This window comes from Micrococcus luteus NCTC 2665, assembly GCF_000023205.1.
GTDB classification, from domain to species: domain Bacteria; phylum Actinomycetota; class Actinomycetes; order Actinomycetales; family Micrococcaceae; genus Micrococcus; species Micrococcus luteus.
Genome location: NC_012803.1, coordinates 230006 through 252698, shown reverse-complemented (window position 1 = coordinate 252698; position 22693 = coordinate 230006). Strand labels below are relative to the sequence as shown.

Annotated in this window: 18 protein-coding genes and 1 pseudogene; 8 read left to right on the top strand and 11 right to left on the bottom strand. The window is 71.3% G+C overall.

Translation table 11 applies throughout. From position 1 onward, the window contains the following. Positions 1–90: 90 nt before the first annotated feature. The 3 genes from MLUT_RS12740 (at position 91) to hutG (ending at position 3101) form a co-directional block, all read left to right on the top strand. Positions 91–1461: an O-acetylhomoserine aminocarboxypropyltransferase/cysteine synthase family protein gene (locus MLUT_RS12740; RefSeq protein ID WP_012750712.1), complete on the top strand. Its 1371-nt coding sequence runs from the start codon at positions 91–93 to the stop codon at positions 1459–1461. Between the two features lie 3 nt (positions 1462–1464). Beyond that, positions 1465–1980, top strand: coding sequence for a CoA-binding protein (locus MLUT_RS12735; protein ID WP_002857647.1), 516 nt, complete (start codon positions 1465–1467; stop codon positions 1978–1980). 74 nt (positions 1981–2054) lie between these two features. Continuing rightward, on the top strand, positions 2055–3101 hold the full coding sequence (hutG, locus tag MLUT_RS12730) for a formimidoylglutamase (RefSeq protein WP_010079569.1): 1047 nt from the start codon (positions 2055–2057) through the stop codon (positions 3099–3101). Positions 3102–3232: 131 nt separating this feature from the next. On the opposite strand, the gene MLUT_RS23795 is transcribed toward hutG, so the two are convergent. The 3 genes and pseudogenes from MLUT_RS23795 to MLUT_RS24010 form a co-directional block, all read right to left on the bottom strand. Further along, on the bottom strand, positions 3233–3697 hold the full coding sequence (locus MLUT_RS23795; RefSeq protein WP_141117245.1) for a hypothetical protein: 465 nt from the start codon (positions 3695–3697) through the stop codon (positions 3233–3235). 254 nt (positions 3698–3951) lie between these two features. Further along, entirely contained in the window at positions 3952–5274 is a 1323-nt protein-coding gene (locus MLUT_RS24255) for a type I restriction-modification enzyme R subunit C-terminal domain-containing protein (RefSeq protein ID WP_306294215.1), read from the bottom strand. Next, positions 5263–6297: pseudogene (locus MLUT_RS24010) on the bottom strand (DEAD/DEAH box helicase family protein); the annotation flags it as partial. The gene MLUT_RS24255 and the pseudogene MLUT_RS24010, both read right to left, overlap by 12 nt. Before the next feature lie 14 nt (positions 6298–6311). On the opposite strand from MLUT_RS24010, the gene MLUT_RS12720 reads away from it, so the two are divergent. Together MLUT_RS12720 and MLUT_RS12715 are read left to right on the top strand one after the other, a co-directional pair. Further along, positions 6312–7472 carry a helix-turn-helix domain-containing protein gene (locus tag MLUT_RS12720; RefSeq protein WP_306274405.1) on the top strand — a complete coding sequence of 387 codons (1161 nt, stop codon included), beginning with the start codon at positions 6312–6314 and terminating at the stop codon, positions 7470–7472. Continuing rightward, entirely contained in the window at positions 7469–8008 is a 540-nt protein-coding gene (locus MLUT_RS12715; protein WP_003038432.1) for a PIN domain-containing protein, read from the top strand. Before MLUT_RS12720 ends, MLUT_RS12715 begins: the two co-directional genes overlap by 4 nt. 277 nt (positions 8009–8285) lie before the next feature. Here MLUT_RS12715 and hutH read toward each other — a convergent pair whose 3' ends face one another. The 4 genes from hutH to hutU all read right to left on the bottom strand — a co-directional run bounded on the left by hutH (position 8286) and on the right by hutU (position 14373). Further along, on the bottom strand, positions 8286–9899 hold the full coding sequence (gene hutH / locus MLUT_RS12710) for a histidine ammonia-lyase (RefSeq protein ID WP_010079573.1): 1614 nt from the start codon (positions 9897–9899) through the stop codon (positions 8286–8288). A 29-nt stretch (positions 9900–9928) separates the two neighbouring features. Next, the gene (hutI, locus tag MLUT_RS12705) at positions 9929–11134 is read right to left on the bottom strand and encodes an imidazolonepropionase (protein WP_010079574.1); all 1206 of its coding nucleotides are present in this window, start codon (positions 11132–11134) and stop codon (positions 9929–9931) included. 47 nt (positions 11135–11181) lie between these two features. Continuing rightward, a complete protein-coding gene (locus MLUT_RS12700) occupies positions 11182–12558 on the bottom strand; it encodes a YjiH family protein (protein ID WP_010079575.1) in 1377 nt (458 codons plus the stop codon). A gap of 117 nt (positions 12559–12675) precedes the next feature. After that, positions 12676–14373 carry a urocanate hydratase gene (gene hutU / locus MLUT_RS12695; RefSeq protein WP_012750711.1) on the bottom strand — a complete coding sequence of 566 codons (1698 nt, stop codon included), beginning with the start codon at positions 14371–14373 and terminating at the stop codon, positions 12676–12678. Positions 14374–14523: 150 nt separating this feature from the next. Here hutU and MLUT_RS12690 point away from each other — a divergent pair, with 150 nt between their 5' ends. Further along, a complete protein-coding gene (locus MLUT_RS12690) occupies positions 14524–15237 on the top strand; it encodes an IclR family transcriptional regulator (protein ID WP_010079580.1) in 714 nt (237 codons plus the stop codon). Positions 15238–15350: 113 nt separating this feature from the next. Here MLUT_RS12690 and MLUT_RS12685 read toward each other — a convergent pair whose 3' ends face one another. Then, a complete protein-coding gene (locus MLUT_RS12685) occupies positions 15351–15890 on the bottom strand; it encodes a hypothetical protein (RefSeq protein WP_010079581.1) in 540 nt (179 codons plus the stop codon). 147 nt (positions 15891–16037) lie between these two features. Further along, on the bottom strand, positions 16038–16823 hold the full coding sequence (locus MLUT_RS12680; protein ID WP_012750710.1) for a carbon-nitrogen hydrolase family protein: 786 nt from the start codon (positions 16821–16823) through the stop codon (positions 16038–16040). 171 nt (positions 16824–16994) lie between these two features. On the opposite strand from MLUT_RS12680, the gene MLUT_RS12675 reads away from it, so the two are divergent. Further along, entirely contained in the window at positions 16995–19214 is a 2220-nt protein-coding gene (locus tag MLUT_RS12675; RefSeq protein WP_012750709.1) for a catalase, read from the top strand. Positions 19215–19342: 128 nt separating this feature from the next. Here MLUT_RS12675 and MLUT_RS12670 read toward each other — a convergent pair whose 3' ends face one another. Next, a complete protein-coding gene (locus tag MLUT_RS12670) occupies positions 19343–20632 on the bottom strand; it encodes an adenylosuccinate synthase (protein WP_010079585.1) in 1290 nt (429 codons plus the stop codon). A 136-nt stretch (positions 20633–20768) separates the two neighbouring features. Here MLUT_RS12670 and MLUT_RS12665 point away from each other — a divergent pair, with 136 nt between their 5' ends. After that, a complete protein-coding gene (locus MLUT_RS12665; protein ID WP_010079586.1) occupies positions 20769–21320 on the top strand; it encodes a hypothetical protein in 552 nt (183 codons plus the stop codon). Between the two features lie 66 nt (positions 21321–21386). Here the strand turns inward: MLUT_RS12665 and bioB are convergent, their stop codons facing one another. Then, on the bottom strand, positions 21387–22625 hold the full coding sequence (gene bioB, locus MLUT_RS12660) for a biotin synthase BioB (protein ID WP_010079587.1): 1239 nt from the start codon (positions 22623–22625) through the stop codon (positions 21387–21389). Positions 22626–22693 lie beyond the last annotated feature (68 nt).

The following is a 22693-nucleotide window of genomic DNA, read 5'->3' as shown; positions in this document are numbered from 1 at the left end:
ACGCTCTGCGACGTGCCCACCCTGCACTCGGCGCGCCTCGCCCGGGACAATGGGACGGACTGTCCCGAAGCCTCCATCGAAAGGACCCCCGTGGCTGACCACGAGTTCGGCTTCCGCACCCAGGCGCTGCACGCGGGCGCCGTCCCGGACGCCGTCCACGGCTCGCGGGCCGTGCCGATCCACCAGACCAGCTCCTTCGTGTTCGAGTCCGCCGAGGACGCCGCCAACCTCTTCGCGCTGCAGAAGTACGGCAACATCTACTCGCGGATCGGCAACCCCACGGTCGCCGCGTTCGAGGAGCGGGTCGCCACGCTCGAGGGCGGGATCGGGGCCGTCGCGACGGCGTCCGGCATGGCCGCCGAGTTCGTCACCTTCGCGGCCCTCGCCGGGGCCGGCGACCACATCGTGGCGTCCTCGAAGCTCTACGGCGGCACGATCACCCAGCTGGACGTCTCCCTGCGCCGGTTCGGCGTCGAGACCACGTTCGTGGACTCCGCCGAGGCCGCGGACTTCGAGGCCGCCCTCCAGCCCAACACCAAGGCCGTCTACACGGAGATCGTCGCCAACCCCTCCGGTGACGTCGTGGACCTACCGGGCCTGGCCGACGTCGCCCACCGGCACGGCGTGCCGCTCGTCGTGGACGCGACCCTCACCCCGCCCTATCTGATCCGGCCGATCGAGCACGGCGCGGACATCGTCATCCATTCGGCCACGAAGTTCCTCGGCGGCCACGGCACCACGCTGGGCGGCGTCGTGGTGGAGTCCGGTCGCTTCCCGTGGGACAACGGCAAGTTCCCGTCGATGACCGAGCCCGTGCCCTCGTACGGCGGCGTCTCCTGGTGGGGCAACTTCGGCGAGTACGGCTTCCTCACCAAGCTCCGCTCGGAGCAGCTGCGCGACTTCGGCCCGTCGCTGGCCCCGCAGTCGGCGTTCCAGCTGCTGCTCGGCGTCGAGACGCTGGCCCCGCGCATGGACGCCCACCTCGCCAACGCCCGCGCCGTCGCCACCTGGCTGGACGAGGACCCGCGCGTCTCCTGGGTCCGCTACGCCGGCCTGCCCGGCCACCCGCACCACGCCCGCGCGCAGCAGCTGCTGCCCCGGGGCGTCGGCTCGGTGTTCAGCTTCGGCGTGGCCCCGGCGGCCACGGACACCGACGACGGCGCCTCCGGTCCGGAGGCCGGGCGCGCGACGGCGGCGCGCTTCATCTCGGCGCTGCAGCTGGCCTCCCACCTGGCCAACATCGGCGACGCGAAGACGCTGGTGCTGCACCCCGCCACGACGACCCATCAGCAGCTCACCGCCGAGCAGCTCGTGGCCGCGGGCATCCCGGCGGACCTGATCCGCATCTCGGTGGGCATCGAGGACACCGAGGACATCCTCTGGGACCTGGACCAGGCTCTGACCGAAGCCACCGGCCGCACCCGCGACGGCGCCGTCGTCCCCGCAGAGCAGGAGGCCTGAGCCATGAGCACCACCCACCCCGAGCGCACCTGGACCGGCCCCGGCGCCCCCGAGCGCCTGGCGATCCTGCGCCGCACCCGCTCGATCGCGATCGTCGGCGCCTCGGACAAGCCGGCCCGTGCGTCGTACTTCGTGGCCACGTACCTGCTGAGCTCGACCACGTACGACGTCTACTTCGTCAATCCCGTGCTCGCCGCGGCCGGCAAGGAGATCCTCGGCCACCGCGTCTACGCCTCGCTGGACGACCTGCCCGTCACCCCGGACCTCGTGGAGGTGTTCCGCAAGTCCTCCGACGCCCCCGAGGTGGTGGCGGACGCCGCCCGCGTGGGCGCCCGGACCGTGTGGCTGCAGCTGGGCATCTGGAACGAGGACGCCGCGCGTCAGGCCGAGGCCGCGGGCCTGGAGATCGTCATGGATCGCTGCGTGAAGATCGAGCACGCCCGCTTCCACGGCGGGCTCAACCTCGCCGGCTTCGTCACCGGCGTGATCAGCTCACGGCGCCAGGAACTGGACCGCTAGGCGGACGACGCCCCATGTCGGGCGTCGTCCGGCCCTCGTTGCGCACCCGCCCGTCGATGGCGTGGGATGGGCCCATGACCTCCGAGCTCCCCTCCCCGTCCCTCTCCCCCGCCTGGACCGGCCGCACCGACGGTGACACCCCCGAGCACCTGCGCTGGCACCAGGTCGTCCGCCCCGCCGACGGCCGCGGCGATCCCACGACGCCGCAGCGCGACCCCGGCGCCGGCGCTCCGACGTCGGGCGCGCGGTCCACGGCGCTCATCGGCTTCGCCTCGGACGAGGGCGTGCGCCGGAACCACGGCCGCGTGGGCGCCGAGGACGGCCCGGAGGCGCTGCGCGGCGCTCTCGCCTCGCTCGCGTACCTCGAGGGCACGGGCGCGCTCGTGGACGCGGGCGACGTGTCCGTGGACCGCGGCGACGACGACGCCCCGGGCGAGCTCGAGGCGGGCCAGGCCGAGCTGGGCACAGTGGTCAGCGGGCTGCTGAACGCCCACGACCTGGCCGTGGTGCTCGGCGGCGGGCACGAGACCGCCTACGCCTCGATCACGGGGCTGACCGGCTCCACGCGCGTGGCTGCGGGCACCCGCGTGGGCATCCTCAACCTGGACGCGCACTTCGACCTGCGCGAGGCGCCGCGGCCCAGCTCCGGCACCCCGTTCCTGCAGGCGCTGCGGGACGCCGAGGGGGCGGAGCATCAGCTCTCCTACGCGGTGGTGGGCATCAGCGAGGCCAACAACACCCGCGCCCTGTTCGACACCGCGCGCGAACGCGGGGTCACGTGGGTGACCGACGAGCAGGCCCAGACCGCCGACGTCACCGGCGTGCGCCGCTGGGTGCGCTCGTTCATCACCGCCGTGGACGTGCTCTACCTGACGATCGACCTGGATGTGCTGCCGGCCGCCGTCGCCCCGGGGGTGAGCGCACCGGCCGGCTTCGGCGTGCCGTACGAGGTGATCCACGCGTGCACACTGGAGGCCACCCAGTCCGGGAAGCTGGCCCTGGCCGACGTCGTGGAGCTCAACCCCGCCCTGGACGTGGACGGCCGCACGGCGAAGGCCGCGGCCCGGCTGATCCACACGATCGTCAGCCGTCACCGGACGGACGCGTCGCTGCTGGCCTGAGCGGGCCGGGGTCCATTCGGGCGCGGGGGCCGCACCGCGAGGGCCGCGGTGCGGCTGATCCACACGATCGTCGGCCGCCACCGCCGCTGAGGTAGCGAGGTGCGTTGAGGGTCACTCAGCCTCTGTGATGATCAGAAAACAGACTCTGCATCTTCCAGAGCTTCTTTAAGAACCTCCACGCCTGATTTTGGCTGAGCCGGGCACACCTCCGGCCTCGGGCAGAGCACAGAGATGAGCATCCAGATCGCCAAACGAATCTGCTCAGTCGGATTGATCCCCTCCACGGCTCCCGCTGCAATCTTCTTTGTCGCTGCGATTGCCAAGGCGACGACCGGTCGAGGAAGACCTGCCGTGGCGAGGGCTGTCCTGATGCGAGCGGCTGCTTCATCGATGTATTCGCCTGGATCTAGCGCATTCGCCACCTCGGCAAGTACCTGGCACATAGCATGGCGCCGCACTCGTCCACGCCCCTGTTCGCCGTAGGCTACGGCAAAATCGAGAAGGTGCGTACGAACTTCCCGGATGCTTTCCGTGACCAGAAGGTCACCAGCCAACTGAAGCACTTCATCGATTCGACGACGTCGCTCACATTCCATTGGGGAAGTCTGTCTATCGGCACCCTCCGGCCCTGGGGGCAGAGCGATCAATGTCTCTGTTGGTGGGGTAACGCCCGGACCTGGGGAAGAGCCACAGTGCGGACAACGTGCACGAGCAGTCTCTTTCCTATGGCCTCGCTTGGGGGCCCTGGGGCAGGTGACGGGAGTCATGTCTGAACACTACGTGAGCAGTCATAGAAACTGGAGGCTCGCAGAAGGGCGGATATCACGACTCGGCTCACCGTCCGGTGAGGTCATGCGACGACGCCGCACGCCTCGTCCCCGTCCGCGTTCGCTTCTGGTCCCGGCACCATCGCAGACGCCCGGACGAGGTCCAGCCGCTCGCGCAGGGAGTACACCTGCGCCTCCTCGAACAGGCCGAACGGCCCCTCGGGGGCGTCGTCCGTGTAGGGGGACTCGAACAGCCGGCCGGCGTCCAGGACGCCGTTGGCGGTCAGCTCCTCCACCATGTGACCCAGGAAGCGGATCTGCGCCTGGGTGAGCGTCCGGTCCTGGACGAAGTCCGCGACCACACCCTGCGCGGCGGCGCGATCCATCCCCACTAGCATGCGCACGAACAGGCCCAGCTGTCCCTCGCCCTCGGACTTCGCCGCGGCCAGGTGCACGTCCTCGGCCCCGATGCTCCGGAGCAGCTGTTCGAGCGACTCCAGGTCCTGCTTGGTGAGCTGCTTGCCGTGGCGCAGCTTCTGCAGCGCCAGCGAGGACTCGTTGCGGCGCAGCGGCTCGCTGACCTTGGCCCAGAACCGTTCGATGTCCACGCCGGGCGTCGGCCGCACGACGTCGACCTCCTCAAGCTGCGTGAGCGTGTCCGCGAAGTCCGTGTATACGCGGGAGCGGCGGACCTTCTCGATGAACTGGACGAGCCCGCGCAGCTTCTTCCGGGCGTGCTCGAGCATGCCGAGAGTGACGCCCTCCCACCATTCCTCTCCGGCCACGGCCTCGAGGAGGATGATCTGTTCCTTGATGGCGGGGATGGCGTCCTTGGAGAGCAGGTTCTCCGCGAGGGACTGCACCGTGGTCCGGATGCGCTCGGCCGTGCCGGCCTCCCCGGTGAGGTCTGCCAGCTGCCGGCGCACGATGAGCAGGTCGAAGCGCTTGGCGTCGATGTCCTCCCCCGGCAGCCCGGTGACCACACCGGCCAGCGCGCGTGCCCGTTCGGCGGCCTGGGCGCTCAGGGACGTCCACGCCTCAGGCCGCTGGAACTCCTCGACCTCCCTGCGGTGGGGGCGGGCCAGGACGTTCTCGAGGGTCAGGCGGGCGATGGCCGCCTGCAGCTCCTCGGCGGCGGTGCGGCGTAGCTCGCGCACCGCGCGTTCCTCCGGCCCGACGGCGGCGGGCGCCCCGGCATCGTCGTCCAGCGCGTCGAGGGCGACGACGAGCGCGAGCCGGTCCTCGAACAACCGCTGGGTGAGGGACCTCTGGGTGAAGCCGTCGGACTCCGGGAGGTCCTGGTTGAAGAACTCGAGGTTCTGGCACCAGTCGAAGACGAGGAAGTCCTCCTTGTCCCTCCCCGGCCCGTAGAGGTCCGGGCGCAGGCGGGTGCCGCGGCCGATCATCTGCCAGAACTTGGTCTTGGAGCGGATGAGCTTGAAGAACACGAGGTTGACGACGTCGGGCACGTCCACCCCCGTGTCCAGCATGTCCACGCTGATGGCGATGTGCGGGGCCTTGCCGGGGGTCTTGAAGTCGTCCAGCAGGGCGTCCGGGTAGCGGCTGGCGTGGGTGATGATCTGGGCGTACCGGCCGCCGAGCTCCGGCCACTGGGCGTCGAACCGCTGCAGGATGAACTCGGCGTGCGGCTGGTTCTTGGCGAAGACGATGGTCTTGCCGAGCCGTTCGCCGTCGGCCACCTTGTGGCCGTGCTCCCTGAGGGTGGAGAGCACGCGGTCCACGGTGTCCGCATTGAAGAGGAACCGGTTGATCTCCTCGCTCGAAACCTCCTCGGGCGCCTCGTCCTCGCCCCAGTCCAGCGCGTCCCAGGCCTCCTGCTCCTCGGCGGGAAGCTGATCGTACCGGGTGCCGCGACGCAGGAAGGTGGTGCCCACGGAGACGCCCCGCGGCGGCACCAGGAACCCGTCCGCCACGGCCTCGTCGAGGGTGTAGGCATCAGTCGGCACGCCGGGCTCGAGGCCGAAGAGGCCGTAGGTGTTCCGGTCGATCTCGTCCTTGGGGGTGGCGGTGAGGCCCACGAGAAGGGCATCGAAGTGGCGGAAGATCTCGCCGTACTTGGCGTATACGGACCGGTGGGCCTCGTCCACGATCACCAGGTCGAAGTATCCGGGGTCGAAGCGGGCGCCCTGGCCGGTGGACTCCTGGATGAGGCCGAGCATGGTGGGGTAGGTGGAGGCGTAGACGCGTCCCTCCCCGTGCCGGTTCTTCAGCAGGTTCACGGTGGTGCCGACGAAGCCGTGCTCCACGAAGGCGTCCGCGGCCTGCTTCACGAGGGCCTGCCGGTCCGCCAGGAAGAGCACGCGCTTGACCCATCCGGCGCGGGCCATCTGGTCCACCAGGGCGACGGCGGTGCACGTCTTCCCGGTGCCGGTGGCCATCACCAGCAGTGCGGCGCGGCGCTTGTTCTCGAACGCATCAGCGTATGCGACGAGGGTTCACCGCCAGTGCCATGTGTGCGAGAATCGCACACATGTCGCCGACCACTCCTCATTCGCTGGGTGCCCGTGTACGTGCCGCGCGGGAGCGTCGCGGGATGTCCCAGCAGGACCTAGCTACCGCCGTTGGCCTCGAGCGCACCATGGTCAACCGGATCGAAGGCGGACAACGGAAGGTCACTGCCCTGGAGCTGGCCTCCATCGCCGATGCCCTGGGAACCCGAATGCAGTCGTTCTTCACCGAGCCTGCGCCAGCGCTCGTCTCGCACCGTTCCGCCCAGGGGTTGGATACCACCGAGTCGGCCGTGGACCACCTGCTGGCCGAACTCCTCGCAGACGTCGAGTTCCTGCACGGCCTGCATCCCATCGAGGGGTTCGGCGTGCGGGACCCCTGGGAGCAGCCCAAGTCCGTTCACGAGGCCGACGACATGGCCGCCCGGGCACGCGAGCACGTCGGGTATACAGCAACGGAACCCGTAAAGGACCTCCAGGCGCACCTGGCCACTGCTGGCCTGCTCCTGTTCTCCCGCAACTTCGGCGTGGACGCCGCTGACGCGGGAACGGTGCTCCTCGCCGAGGGCGGCATCTCCCTGGTGAATTCCACCCCCAAGGTCGGGCGACGCCGCCTCTCCGCCGTGCACGAGCTTGGGCACTACCTACTTGCCGATGAATACACGGTGGACTGGCGCACCGCCCACACCGGCCCGGACATCGAGGGTCGCCTCGATCGGTTCGCTCGAGCATTTCTCCTGCCAGCAGCTGTCCTTTTACAGGAATGGCCCGCCGCAGCTCACTCAGGCGATGTCCGCACTGCCGCTGTGAAGATCGCCGGCACCTACCTGGTGGACATGTCGACCCTGGCCCGCCGACTCCACGACCTGGAATTGGTGGACGCTTCCACGGCAAACGACATCCGCGCTGTGCAGACCACGCAGACGGACATCATCACCCACGATCTGTACCCGTCTGACGAGATGGCAGGCACTACCCAGCCCCGGGTGTACCAGAAGCACGTCATCGCGCTGTTCGAGGCCGAGAAGCTCTCGCGTGAACGCACACTCGACCTCTTGGATGGGACTTTCGACGACGACGACCTTCCGGACCTTCCCCCACGTCAGGAACAGGAGATCTGGGAGTACGTCTCGTGACCGCCGTTCCGGAGACCTACGTCTTCGATACGGGACCACTGCGCCATTTCACCCTGAAAGGATGGCTCGGTGTGCTCAAGTTCCTGACAGCCGGCCATGCCGTGATTCCGGAGAGTGTGGAGCAGGAGATCAGGGACCAGCAGTACCAGCACCCAGATCTCCGGCAGATCTTGGACGCCGAATGGATCGTCGTGGACCGCAGCGAGGACCTCGAGTTCCTCGCGGCCTTCGCCCGATACGAGGAGCACCTTGTGGCGGGCGGTCGGAACCGGGGCGAATGCGGCGTTCTAGCCCTCGGTCGGACGCACGGGTATCGCATCGTGATCGACGACAACGTGCCCCGCGTCCTGGCCAAGCGCGAGAAGCTCGAGTGCACCGGCACCCTCGGGTTGCTCTGTGAGGCGATCCGCAAGGAGCAACTCACCGTTCCCATGGTTGAGAGCCTCGCTGACGATCTCATCATGGGCGATTACCGGCTTCCCTTCGGCCCAGGAGGATTCAAGTGCTGGGCCGAACAACAGGGACTCCTGGGATAAGCCCTTAGCTGGTGTCGTGCTGCAGTCGGACTGATCGCGCCGTTCCGGCTTCACCCCACGACACCAACCACATGACGTTGCCCGGATTGTCTCCCGCCTGATCCATACGATCGTCAGCAGGCACAGGACGACGACGGCGCTCCTCACCTGAGCCGGAGCCGACCGGCCCGACCCGCAGGCCGCCCCCTCCGCACACAGAGTGGTCACGACACGCCGTCCATTCCAGACGCACGCGGCATGTCGTGACCACTCTGTGGCGTCGGGCCGCTCGGCAGCGTCAGTGCCCCTCGGCCCCGGCGCCCTCGGACTCCTCGGCCAGGTCCTGCGGCTCGGCGTCGGCGGACACGCCCGCGAGCGCCTCCGCCACGGCGGCCAGCACGGACCCGTCGCGCAGGGCCTGCTCGGCGGCGGCCAGCTGCGGCGCCATGTACTGGTCCGGGCCCGGACCGGGGACGTCGGCCTCGCGGATCACGCGGACGGCGGCACCGGTCGCGGCGGAGGGCTGCAGCGGCGCGCGCAGCTCGATCGCGCGGGCGGCGGCCACGAGCTCGACGGCGAGCACGCGGCGGAAGTTCTCCACGGCCGAGCGCAGCTTGCGGGCGGCGTGCCAACCCATGGAGACGTGGTCCTCCTGCATCGCGGAGGACGGGATGGAGTCCACGGACGCGGGCACGGCCAGGCGCTTCATGTCCGAGACGAGCCCGGCCTGCGTGTACTGGGCGATCATCATGCCGGAGTCCACGCCCGGGTCGTCCACGAGGAACGCGGGCAGCCCGTGCGAGCGGGCCGGGTCCAGCATGCGGTCGGTGCGGCGCTCGGACATGCTGGCGACGTCGGCCACCGGGATGGCCAGGAAGTCCAGCACGTACGCCACGGGCGCCCCGTGGAAGTTGCCGTTCGAGCTCACCCGGCCGTCGTCGAGCACCACCGGGTTGTCCACGGTCGCGGCGAGCTCACGCTCGGCCACGGTGCGCACGTACGCGAGGGTGTCGCGCAGGCCGCCGGCCACCTGCGGGGCGCAGCGCAGCGAGTAGGCGTCCTGCACGCGGGAGTCGCCCTCCTTGTGGCTGGCCACGATCGGCGAGCCCGCCAGGATCCTCAGCATCCGGTCGGCGGAGGTCGCCTGGCCCGGGTGGGGGCGCAGCGGCAGGTGCAGCTCCGGCACGAACACGCGGTCGGTGCCGAGCAGCGCCTCCACGGACATCGCGGCGGTGAGGTCCACGGTGTCGGCGAGCTCCTCGAGGTCGGCCAGCGCCATGATCAGCATGCCGAGCATGCCCTCGGTGCCGTTGACGAGGGCCAGGCCCTCCTTCTCCCGCAGCTCGACCGGCTCGATCCCGGCCTCGGCGAGCGCCTCGCCGGCCGGACGCAGCGCGCCGTCCGTCCCGACGACGTCGCCCTCGCCCATCAGCGCCAGGGCCACGTGGGAGAGCGGTGCGAGGTCACCGGAGCAGCCCAGGGAGCCGAACTCGCGCACGGCGGGGGTGATGCCCGCGTTGAGCATGGCCACGAAGGTCTCGACCACCACGGGGCGCACGCCCGTGCGGCCGGAGGCCAGCGTGGTGGCCCGCAGGAACATCAGCGCGCGGACGACCTCGCGCTCCACCACGGGGCCCATGCCGGCGGCGTGGGAGCGGATCAGGGACTTCTGCAGCTGCGCGCGGGACTCGAGCGGGATGTGCTTGTCCGCGAGCGCGCCGAAGCCGGTGGAGACGCCGTAGGTGGGGGTCTCGGCCTCGGCCAGCGCCTCGACGTGGCGGCGCACCGCGCCGACGGTCTCGAGCACGTCGTCGGCGAGCACCACGCGGGCGTCGTGGCGGGCCACGGCGACGACGTCGTCCAGGGTGGCCCCGGACGTGCCGAGCGTGACGGTGACGGGAGGGGTGGTCATGGTGATGCGTTCTCCTTGCTGTCGGTCGATCAGACGGCCCGACGGCCCGCGCGCCAGACCGCGTGGGTCAGCGGCATGCCGGGGCGGTAGGCCAGGTGGATGGCGGCGGGGGCGTCGAGCACGTGCAGGTCGGCGCGCTTGCCGACCTCGAGGCTGCCGACGCGGTCCTGCGCCCGCAGGCCGAGGGCCCCGCCGAGGGTGGCGGCGCGCACGGCTTCGGCGAGGGTCAGGTGCATCTGCAGCACGGCGGTGCCCACGTTGAAGTTCATGGACGTGGTGTAGCTGGTGCCCGGGTTGCAGTTCGAGGCCAGGGAGACCTCGATGCCGGCGTCGAGCAGGCGACGCGCGGGCGCCAGCGGGGCGCGGGTGGACAGGTCGCACGCGGGCAGGCAGCCGGCCACGGTGCCGGGCGTGCCGGTGGCCGAGGCGCGGTCCCAGCCGGTCCAGGTGCCGGCCAGGGCCTCGACGTCCGCGTCGGAGAGGTGGTTGACGTGGTCCACGGAGGCGGCGCCGAACTCCACGGCCACGCCCACACCCGGGCCCTGCTCGATCTGGTTGCCGTGCAGGCGCACGCCCAGGCCCGCCGCCACGCCCGCGGCGAGCACGCGGCGGGTCTGCTCGGCGTCGAAGGCGCCGGTGTCGCAGAACACGTCCACCCAGCCCGCGTGCTCCCGCACGGCCTCGAGCATCGGTCCGACGACGTCGTCGAGGTAGTCCTCCGCGTCCCGGCCCGGGGGCACGAGGTGGGCACCGAGGAAGGTCACCTCGTCCACGAGGCCCTCCTCGCGCAGCCCGGCCAGCAGGCGCGCGTGGCGCGCCTCCTCCTCCACGGTGAGCCCGTAGCCGGTCTTGGTCTCGAGGTAGGTGGTGCCGCCGGCCACCGCGTCGGCCACCCGGCCGCGGACCAGCTCGGCCAGGCGGTCGTCCGAGGCGGCACGGGTGGCGGAGGTGGTCACGCCGATGCCGCCGGCCGCGTAGGACTCACCGGCCATGCGGGCCTCGAACTCGGCGGAGCGGTCCCCGTCGAACACGAGGTGCGTGTGGGAGTCCACCCAGCCGGGCAGCACGGCGCGGCCCTCGACGGACACCCGGTCGTCCGCGTCCGGGGCGTCCGCGGCAGGGCCGATCCAGGCGATGCGCTCGTCCTCGACGACGACGGCCGCGTCCGTGAGCACCCGCCCTTCGGGGTCGACGGTGGTCAGCTCGGCGATGTCGGTGATGAGCGTGGAGCGCATGGGGGCCTCTCTGCGGGACGGACGGGGGTGGGGCGGTGGGGCGGGCCTCAGGTGAGCGCGGCCACCAGGTGGGCCAGCGGCGTGGCCAGCACGATGGTGAGCGCCACGCGCTCGACCCAGATCACCAGGAGGTGCCACATCTTCACGGGGATGTCCGTGGCCAGGATGGCAGGAACCACCGCGGAGAAGAAGATGATCGCGGAGACGCAGACGACGCCGATCACGAACCGGGCGACGAGGTCCTCGTGACCGGCCGCCATCGTGGCCGGGATGAACATCTCGGCGATCGAGGTGGCGGAGGCCGAGGCCAGCAGGCCGGGGTCGGAGTAGCCCAGCGCCCAGAACAGCGGGTAGAAGATCACGCCGATCCACTCGAACACGGGCGTGTACGTGGCCAGGACCAGGGCGATCAGGCCCACGGACATGATGGAGGGCAGGATCTGGAGCACCATCACGAGGCCGTCCCGGAAGTTGACCCAGATGTTCTTCGGCAGGGACGGGGCCTCGGCGAGGGTCTGCTCGGCGGCGCGCAGGGCCACGCGGAAGCGGTCCCGGGTGACGGCCTGCTCGGGCGAGTGCACCGCGCCGGGGTACACCTCGTCCGGGATGCGGCTCAGCGGCGGGAGGCGCACGGTGATGGCCGTGACCACGAACGTCACCACGAGGGTGCCGAAGAAGTACCAGAGCCAGATGTCCATCAGGCCCAGCGTCTTGGCGACGATCACCATGAAGGTCGCGGACACCGTGGAGAACCCGACGGCGATGATCGCCGCCTCGCGGGCCGTGTAGCGGCCCCCGGTGTACATGCGGTTCGTCAGCAGCAGGCCCAGGGCGTAGGAGCCCACGAAGGAGGCGACGGCGTCGACGGCGGCGCGGCCGGGCACGCGCCAGATCGGCCGCATGGCCGGGCGCAGGTAGACGCCCACGAACTCCATGAGGCCGTAGCCGATCACGAGGGCCAGGAAGACGCCGCCGATGGGGACGATCAGGCCCACGGGCACCACGAGCTTGTCCATCAGGAACGGGCCGATGCTCTCGTCCAGGATCCAGCTCGGGCCCACGCCGAACACGACCATCGCCGAGGCGACCAGGCCGAGCACGGCGAGGAGGGCGAAGACCGTCCGCGTGGTGCTGGTCCGCCAGCGGCCCGAGGCGAACGGGTACACGGCGCCGGCGGCGATGATGGCCAGGCCCACCCAGCGGTCGGCCGGGCCGAGCAGCCCGCGCACCCAGGTCACCAGGTGGTCCAGCGGGATGGAGCTCGCCCCGTTGATCGTGACGGGCACGAAGAACATGACGATGCCGATCGTCGAGTAGACGATCATGCGCCAGCGCGCCGGCGGGCGGGGCGCGTCGGCCTCGATCGCGGCCATCGCGGTGGTGTCGGTGTGCAGCTCGTGGTCTGCGGGGCGGGACGAGTCCATCGTGGTGTCCTTTCGATCGCGAGCCGGACGGGCGGCCGCCCGTCCGGCTCGCGGCGGTGAAGACGTCGGACGGCGGCGGCGCGGCGGCACCGTCGTCGTCCGACGACGTGACCGGGGTCAGTCCCGGATCGTGGCCTCCATGGGCACACGGACGCCGCGCTCCTTCGCCACCTCGGCGGCGCGGGAGTAGCCGGCGTCGACGTGGCGGATGACGCCCATGCCCGGGTCGTTGGTGAGCAGCGCCTCGAGCTTGGCCGCGGCCAGCTCGGTGCCGTCGGCCACGCCGACCTGGCCGGCGTGGATGGAGCGGCCGATGCCGACGCCGCCGCCGTGGTGGATCGACACCCAGGTGGCACCCGAGGAGGTGGCGGTCAGGGCGTTCAGCAGCGGCCAGTCGGCGATCGCGTCGGAGCCGTCCAGCATGGACTCGGTCTCGCGGTACGGGGAGGCCACGGAGCCGGAGTCGAGGTGGTCGCGGCCGATCACGATCGGCGCCTTGACCCTGCCCTCGGCCACGAGCTGGTTGAAGAGCAGGCCGGCCTTGTGGCGCTCGCCGTAGCCCAGCCAGCAGATGCGGGCCGGCAGGCCCTCGAACTCCACAAACTCGGCGGCGCCGTCCAGCCAGCGGTGCAGGTGCTCGTTCTCGGGGAACAGCTCCTTCAGGGCCTCGTCGGTCACGCGGATGTCCTCCGGGTCGCCGGAGAGCGCGGCCCAGCGGAACGGGCCGAGGCCCTCGCAGAACAGCGGGCGGATGTAGGCCGGGACGAAGCCCGGGAACTCGAAGGCGCGGGAGTAGCCGGCCTTGCGGGCCTCGTCGCGGATGGAGTTGCCGTAGTCGAAGACCTCGGCGCCGATGTCCTGGAAACCGACCATGGCCTCCACCTGACGGGCCATGGACTCCTGGGCCTTCTTGGTGAAGGTCTCCGGGTCGGCCTCGGCCTCGGCCTGCCAGTCGGCCTCGGTGACCTCGATCGGCAGGTAGGACAGCGGATCGTGCGCGGAGGTCTGGTCCGTGACGATGTCGATCTCGATCTCGCCGCGCTTCTGGCGCTCGAGCAGCTCGGGGAAGACCTCGGCGGCGTTGCCCACGAGGCCCACGGAGACGGCCTCGCCGTCGTTCTTGGCCTGCATGACGCGTGCCACGGCCTTGTCCAGGTCGGTCTCGACCTCGTCCAGGTAGCGCTTGCCCATGCGGCGGCGCAGGCGGTCCTCCGAGACGTCCACGATCAGGCAGACGCCGCCGTTGAGGGTGACGGCCAGGGGCTGGGCGCCGCCCATGCCACCGCAACCGCCGGTGAGGGTGAGGGTGCCCTTGAGGGTGCCGTCGTACTTCTTGCGGCCGATCGCGGCGAAGGTCTCGTAGGTGCCCTGCAGGATGCCCTGGGTGGCGATGTAGATCCAGGAGCCGGCGGTCATCTGGCCGTACATCATGAGGCCCTCGGCCTCGAGCTTGCGGAACTCCGGCCACGTGGCCCAGTCGCCCACGAGGTTGGAGTTGGCGATCAGCACGCGCGGGGCCCACTTGTTGGTGCGGAACACGCCCACCGGCTTGCCGGACTGCACCAGGAGGGTCTCGTCCTCCTCGAGGTCCTTGAGGGTGGCGACGATGGCGTCGTAGGCCTCCCAGGAGCGGGCCGCGCGGCCGGTGCCGCCGTAGACGACGAGGTCCTCGGGACGCTCGGCGACCTCGGGGTCCAGGTTGTTCATGAGCATCCGCAGCGGGGCCTCGGTCTGCCAGGACTTGGCGGACAGCTCGGTGCCGCGTGGGGCGCGGATGGTGCGGGACGGGTCGTGCTGGGTGAAGCCCACGGCCATGGCAGTTCCTCTCGACGGGGTGCGTGCGCCGCCGGGACGGGTGGCCCCTGTGATTTCACGGTTCGGCATGTACTTTCCGAACATTGAAACAGTGGCTCGGCTCACGCGCAAGCCCGATCCGCGTGTCCCGCGCCCGTTACGCTCCCTGTCATGACCACCAACCCCACCGCCTCGACGCGCACCGTGGACCGGGCCCTGGACCTGCTCGCCGCCGTCACCGAGCAGCCCCGACTGAGCCTGACCGAGGCCGCCCGCGCCACGGCGCTGCCGGCGTCCACGGCGCTGCGCCTGCTGCGCAGCCTCGAGGGGTCCGGCTTCGTGGCCCGCGACGACGACGGCGCCTACCGCCCCGGCGTGCGCCTCATCCAGCTCGGGGCACGGGCCTTCTCCCGGGACTCGCTCGTGCAGCTGGCCCGCGGGCCGATGGACCACGTCGTGGCCGCCACGGGCGAATCCGTCTACCTCTCGGTGACGACCCCTCCGGACTCCGCCGTCTACCTGGCGATCGTGGAGGGCACGCACTCGGTCCGCCACACGAACTGGGTCGGACGCACCGTCCCCCTGGCGGGCACGGCCGTGGGCGACGCCCTGCGCGGCGGCGTGGCCGCGGGGGACTACACCCTGCGCACCCGGTCCGTGGAGAAGGACGTCACCTCGCTGTCCGCCCCCATCAGCGTGGCGGGCACGGTGGTCGGTGCGCTCAGCACGCTCGTGCCGGCCTACCGCTGCACGGACGAGCTGGCGGACCGATGCGGGGCGGCCCTCGTCGCCGCCACCGACGAACTGGCGCACCTGCTCGGGGTGACCGACACTCCCAGGGAACGCCCAGCCGACTCCCCTGGAAAGCCCAAGGCGAGTTCGTAGGCTGAAGCCACCTCATCGAAGGTGCGAGTGATGACGGAGAAGGCCCCGGGCCCGGCGAGAGCCGGGACCGGGGCCTTTCTCTGCGACCGGCGCCCGAGGCGCCGGTCCGGGGATCAGCGGCGGGAGGAGACGACGCCCGCCCAGAGGCCGGCGAGCAGGCCGGCCACCGGCAGCATCCAGAACAGGTGCACGCCCGACCCCTCGAGGGCGGTGTTGGAGAACACCGCGAACACGCCCACGGCGCCGAGGAAGCCGCCGACCACGCCACCGACCACGTAGCGCACGACGGAGCGGGCGGCCCCGCCCATCAGCAGCACGACCAGGTAGCCTGACGCGCCCGCCAGGGCGCCGCCCACCAGGCCGAACATGAACGACTGCACCAGCACGACCCAGCCGTGGCCGGTCTCGCCCAGCGCCACGGAGCCGTTCGGATCACCCAGGTCGCCGGTGAGCACGCGCACGACGTTGCCGATGATCACGACGAGCACCGAGAGGAGGATGACGCGGTTGGTGAAGCCCCAGCCTTCCACCGGGCCCAGCGGCTCGAGCACCTCCTCCTCGACCACGGCGTGGCGCACGGGGCGGGCCGGAGCGGTGTGGGCGTCCGCGGTATGGGGCTGGACGGCGTGGCTGCCGTCGGCGTTGATGGTCATCTCTGATCTCCGTCCCGCCCCGGGCGGGGCGCGTTCCGAGCGCCAGGGCGCCCGTCTGGTTGCACGTCTGGTTGCACGTCTGACGTGATTTTAGGCTTTTCCCAGCCCGAGGGGGTAGTGGTGACCCGTCCGCCGGGCGGGGGCGGCTCAGAGGACGTCGGTGCGGCGGTTGGCGAGCGAGGGGAGGAACTCCCGGACCTCGTCGATCCGCTCGCGGCTGACCTCCGCGGTCACCACGGCCTCCCGCTCGTCGGCGAGCTCGGCGACGGGCAGCGCCAGCGGGTCCACGATCATCGAGTGGCCCACGGTGCCGTCCGAGCACGTGTCGGCCGCGGCCACCCACACCGTGTTCTCCACCGCGCGGGCCTTGAGCAGGGTGCGCCAGTGGTCCACCTTGTGCTCACCGGAGAACCACGCCGCGGGGATCACGAGCACGTCCGCGCCCTCCACCGCCAGACGCCGGGACAGCTCGGGGAAGCGCAGGTCGTAGCAGGTGAGCAGGCCCAGGCGGAGCCCGCCGAGCTCGATCGCCGCGACGCCGCCGTCGCCGGGGGTGATCCGGTCCGACTCGCGGTGCGCGAACGCGTCGTAGAGGTGGAGCTTGCGGTACGCGCCCAGCCGGGCGCCGTCCGCGCCCACCGCCAGCAGCGTGTTGTAGGGACGCCGGTCCGGTCCCGGCTCGTAGCCGCCCGCGACGACGGCGATCCCGTGCTCACGCGCCAGCGCCGCCAGGCCCGCGGCGAACGGCTCCCAGGCCGTGGCGACGGCGTCGGGGAACTCCTCCCCCACCTCGCGGGCCCCGAGCATGGCCTCCTCGGGCAGCACCAGCAGGTCCGCCCCCTCGCCCGCGGCGCGGGCGGCGAGGCGGGCCATCACGGCCAGGTTCGCCTCGACGTCGCCCACGGGCCCGAACTGTCCGACGCTGATCCTCATGCCCCCAGGGTAGCCAGGCCCCCGCCGGTGGCCGTGACCCCTGGTCAGCGCCGCGGCCGGCCGCCACGCTGGAGACCGGGCACGACGTCGGCCCGCAGCGGCCGCCGTTGTCGTCCGCCCCCCGATCCGCGCGGCACCGCGCGGCACGTCGACACCACAGGAGCAGACGCGATGACCACCCAGCAGCCCGACATCCCCGGCACGCCGGGGCCGATCACCCCCGACCTCGAGGAGCACACCGCCCTCACCCACCCGGACCAGCCCGTGGCCGTGCCGGCCCCGGACCAGCGCGGTCCGGCCCAGGTCTCCCCCACCGGCCAGGACACCGGCGCCGACCCCGCGACCGCCGCGCAGGGCTGCCCGTACCTAACCACCGCGCACGGCGTGCGCCTGCAGGACTCGGACCACTCGCTCAAGGCCGGCCGCCGAGGCCCCACCCTCCTGCAGGACCACCACCTGCGGGAGAAGCTCAGCCACTTCGACCACGAGCGCATCCCCGAGCGCGTGGTCCACGCCCGCGGCGCCGGCGCCCACGGCGTGTTCCGCGGCTACGGCACCGCCGCGAAGATCAGCCGGGCCGGACTCTTCGCCAAGGACAAGGAGACGGAGGTGTTCGTCCGCTTCTCCACCGTGGCCGGCTCGCGCGGCTCCATGGATCTGGCACGTGACACCCGCGGCTTCGCCACCAAGTTCTACACGGACGAGGGCACGTGGGACCTGGTGGGCAACAACATCCCCGTGTTCTTCGTGCAGGACGCCATCAAGTTCCCGGACGTCGTGCACTCGGTGAAGCCGCACCCGGATCGGGAGATCCCGCAGGCGCAGTCCGCGCACGACACGTTCTGGGACTTCGTGTCCCTGCACACCGAGGCGCAGCACCACACCCTGTGGAACATGTCCGACCGCGGCATCCCGCGTTCCTACCGCATGATGGAGGGCTTCGGCGTCCACACCTACCGCCTGATCGCGGCGGACGGCTCCACCGTGCTGGTCAAGTTCCACTGGAAGCCGATGCTCGGCGTGCACTCCGTGACCTGGGAGGAGGCGCTGCTCACCAACGGCATAGACCCGGACTTCCACCGGCGTGACCTCGCCGACGCGATCGAGGCCGGCGCCTTCCCCGAGTGGGAGCTCGGCGTGCAGGTGTTCGAGGACAACGAGGAGCAGATGTTCGAGGGGATCGACCTGCTCGACCCCACGAAGCTGGTCCCGGAGGAGCTCGCCCCTGTGCAGCCCCTCGGCCGCATGACGCTGAACGCCAACCCGTCCAACTACTTCGCGGAGACGGAGCAGGTGGCCTTCAACCCGGCCAACCTCGTGCCCGGCATCGACGTCACCAACGACCCGCTCCTGCAGGGCCGCCTCTTCTCCTACCTGGACACGCAGCTCACCCGCCTCGGCGGGCCGAACTGGAACCAGCTGCCCATCAACCGCCCGCACGCCCCGGTCAACGACATGCTGCGTGACGGCTTCCACCAGGGCGCCGTGCATCGCGGCGTGGCGCCGTACCGGCCCAATTCGCTCGACGGCGGCCTGCCGTACGAGACCCCCGCGGACGACCACGCGTTCATCGAGCACCCGGAGCCGCTGCCGGCCTCGGTCAAGGAGCGCGCGCACGCCGCATCCTTCGACGACCACTTCTCGCAGGCGCGCCTGTTCTTCCTCTCACTCTCCGAGGTGGAGCGCGAGCACGTGGCGCAGGCGTACACGTTCGAGCTGGGCAAGTGCTACGAGCAGACCATCCGCGAGCGCCAGCTGGCCCACCTCGCCGCGATCGACACGCGACTGGCCCATCAGGTCGCGGACGGCCTGGGCATCCCCGTTCCCGCGCCGACCGAGACCCCGGCCGACGTGCAGCCCTCCCCCGTGCTGTCCCAGATCGGCGGCGCGTGGCCGCTCGACGGCCGTCAGGTCGGCGTCGTGGTGGGCGAGTCCGTGGACGAGAAGGAGCTGGACGCCCTCGTGCAGGGCATCCACGGTGCGGGCATGGTCCCGCTAGTCATCGCGCCGAAGGGCGGCCCCGTGGCCGGGGAGATCGTGGCCCAGCGGACCTACCTGACCGCGGTGTCCATCGAGCTGGATGCCGTGGTCGTGGCCTCGCCGGCGGCCCCCGCCGCTGACGCCGCCCCCGGCCTGGATGAGAAGGCCGGCGCCGCCGCCTCCGAGGCGGTGGACCCGCGCGTCGTCAAGGTGCTGCAGGAGATGTGGCGCCACTCCAAGGCGATCCTCGCCCTCGAGCCGGCGGAGGCCGTCCTCGCGGCCGCCCAGGTGTCCGGCAAGGGCGTCGAGTCCGCGGCGGACGGCGCCTCCGCCGTCAGCCGGCTGACGGAGCTGCTGCCCGCGCACCGCGTGTGGGGGCGCTTCCCGACCACGGGCCGCCTGGCCGACTGACCCGGCGGACCCCCGGGCGCTTTCGAACGTGAGATAGGGCCTATCTCACGTTCGAAAGCGCCCATTCGCCCTCTTCCACGTTCGAAAGTGCAGGCCAGGGTGGGCTGGGTGCGGGGCGGCGGGCCGGGTCAGTCCTGGATGAGGTCCCGGACCTGGACCACCTGGTCGCGGCCCGGGCCCACGCCGATCGCCGAGATCCGGCAGCCGGAGAGCTTCTCGAGGGCCTCCACGTAGTGCTGGGCGTTCAGCGGCAGATCCGTGAACGCGCGGGCGCCGGAGATGTCCTCGGTCCACCCGTCGAAGAGCTCGTAGACCGGCTTCGCGTGGTGGAACTCGGTCTGGGTCATGGGCATGCGGTCGTGGCGCACGCCGTCCACCTCGTAGGCCACGCACACCGGGATCTTCTCGATGCCGGTGAGCACGTCCAGCTTGGTGAGGAAGTAGTCCGTGAAGCCGTTGATCCGCGCGGCGTAGTGGGCCATGACGGCGTCGTACCAGCCGGTGCGCCGCGGGCGGCCGGTGTTCACGCCGAACTCGCCGCCGGTGGTGCGCAGCTGCTCGCCCATCTCGTCGAAGAGCTCCGTGGGGAACGGGCCGGCGCCGACGCGCGTGGTGTAGGCCTTCACGATGCCGATGGTCCGGGAGAAGCGGGTGGGGCCGATGCCCGCGCCCACGGCCGCGCCGCCGGCGGTCGGGTTGGACGAGGTCACGAACGGGTAGGTGCCGTGGTCCACGTCCAGGTAGGTGGCCTGGCCGCCCTCCATGAGCACCACCTTGCCCTCGTCCAGGGCGTCGTTGAGCAGGTTCACGGAGTCCACGACCATGGGGCGCAGGCGGTCCGCGTAGCCCAGGAAGTACTCGGCGATCTCGTCCACGGTCACGGCGCGGCGGTTGTAGAGCTTCACCAGCAGCTCGTTCTTCTGCCGCAGGGCGCCCTCGATCTTCTGCCGCAGGATCGACTCGTCGAAGATGTCCTGCACGCGGATGCCCAGGCGGGCCACCTTGTCCATGTAGGTGGGGCCGATGCCGCGGCCGGTGGTGCCGATCGCGCGCTGGCCCAGGAACCGCTCGGTCACCTTGTCCATGGTCTGGTGGTACGGCGCCACGAGGTGGGCGTTGGCGGAGATCTTCAGGTGCTCGCACGAGTGGCCGCGGGACTCGAGCCCGTCGATCTCCTCGAACAGCGCCTCCAGGTTCACCACCACGCCGTTGCCGATCACCGGCACCGCGTTGGGGGAGAGGATGCCGGCGGGCAGCAGCTTGAGCTCGAACTTCTCCCCGTTGACGACGACGGTGTGCCCGGCGTTGTTGCCGCCGTTCGGCTTGACGACGTAGTCCACTCGCCCGCCCAGCAGGTCCGTGGCCTTGCCCTTGCCCTCGTCGCCCCACTGGGCTCCGACGATCGCGATCGCTGGCATCTGCATCTCTCCTCAGGGCCGCGGGTCGTCCCGGACCGGCCCGTATATGGAAAACGCCCCCTTGCGGTGCGCACGGAGGCCGTACCCCCGAATCCTACCAGCGTGACGGATGCCACCCTCTGGCTACGCTGGCTCCATGAGCACCGCAGCGCCCCGCACCCAGCACTCGGACGTCGCCACCCCGACCCCCACCCGCAAGGGCCCGAGCGTGGGCACGTGGCGCCCCTGGGCCGTGCTGCCGTGGGCGCTGGCCCTCCTCGCCCTGCCCTTGATCGCGCTCGCCCTGCGCTCCAACTTCGGCGCGAACGGCTGGATGACGGTCATCTACATGGTCTTCGGCGCCCTGCCCCACGAGCTCTTCCTCATGCTCATGGTGGGGAGCCTGTTCCTCCTGCCCCGCGTGAACCCGCAGGATGAGCAGCGGGGCGGCATCCGGCTGGGGCGCCTGCTGCACACGCTGCTGGGCGTCTCCTGGGGGTCCTTCGCGCTGGCCGCGATCATCTTCCCCGACGGCGGCGACCACCCGGACTCCGGCGCCACGACCCCGGTGCTCATGGACCTGCTCGGCAAGAGCACCGCGATGGACGTCGGCCTCGTGGGCGGCCTCGCCCTCGCGGCCGTCAGCGCGCTCACCGGTCTCGCGGTGATCGTGGTGTGCGTGGTGCGGCGGATCCGCGCCGTTCGCTGAGCACGCTCCCGACGACGGCGGTCAGCGCGCCGACATGACGCGCTGACCGTCACGGTCACGGCGGGTTCAGGCGTTGGCGGGTTCGGCCGTGCCCGCGCCCCGGCGGCGCAGCTCGGGCTTCACGGTGGCCTCGGCGCCCGTGTCGGGTCGGGCGTCCTCCGCGACCCCGGCCTCCGAGGCGACGGCCGCCCCGGAGCCGCACGGGCCGGCGTCGGTCGTGCCGCCGCAGCAGCCGCCGGCCGGGGCGCCGCCGTCGGCCGCGGCCCGCTGCGTGCGTTCCTCGGCGCCGAGCACGGTGAAGCCGGCGTCGGCGATCATCTGCAGGTCCGCCTCGGCGTCCTGGCCCTCGGAGGTGAGGTAGTCACCGAGGAAGATCGAGTTGGCAACCTGCAGGCCGACCGGCTGCAGGGAGCGCAGGTGCATCTCGCGGCCGCCGGCGATGCGCAGCTCCTTGTCCGGGCAGGCCAGGCGGACCATGGCGAGGATGCGGAGGCACTCGAGCGGGGTGAGCTGCTGGTGGCCCTGCAGCGGGGTGCCGTCGAAGGGCATGAGGAAGTTGACGGGAATGGAGTCGGAGTCCAGGTCGCGGAGCGCGAGGACGGCCTCGACGAGCTGCTCGTGCGTCTCCCCCATGCCCGCGATCAGGCCGCTGCAGGAGGACAGACCGGCGGCGCCGGCCCGCTGCACGGTGTCCACGCGCTGCTCGTAGGTGTGGGAAGTGCAGATGGACTCGTAGTGGGACTCGGCCGTGTTGAGGTTGTGGTTGTAGGCGTCGACGCCGGCGTCCTTGAGCTTCTCGGCCTGGCCGTCCTTGAGGAAGCCGAGGCACGCGCACACCTCGACGTCCGGGTGCTGGGCCTTGAGGTCGCCGACCATGCCGGCCACGCGGTCGACGTCGCGGTCCGTGGGGCCGGTGCCGGAGGCGACCATGCACACGCGCGAGGCGCCGCCGGCGATGCCCAGGCCCGCCTGGCGGACGGCCTCCTCCGGCTTGAGCCACGTGTAGCGCAGGATCTCGGCCTCGGTGCCGAGACGCTGGGAGCAGTAGGTGCAGTTCTCCGGGCAGAGGCCGGTCTTGAGGCTGACCAGGTAGTTGACCTTGACCGTGCGGCCGAAGTGCTTCTCGCGCAGGCGCGAGGCCGCCGCGACGATGCGGAACGTGTCCGCGTCCGGGGCGTCCAGCACAGCGACGGCCTCTTCAGCGGTGAGGCGGTGGCCCGCCTCGATGCGGTCCACGAGGGCCTCGGGCTCGAGGGCGGCGGCGGGGCGGGGGTCGACGGCGGGGGCGTCCTGGGTGGCGGTCATGCGGGCCTCTCCGGTGGGTGGGGCTCGGCCCCGGGTGGGTCTGACCCGACGGACTCTAACAGTGTTCA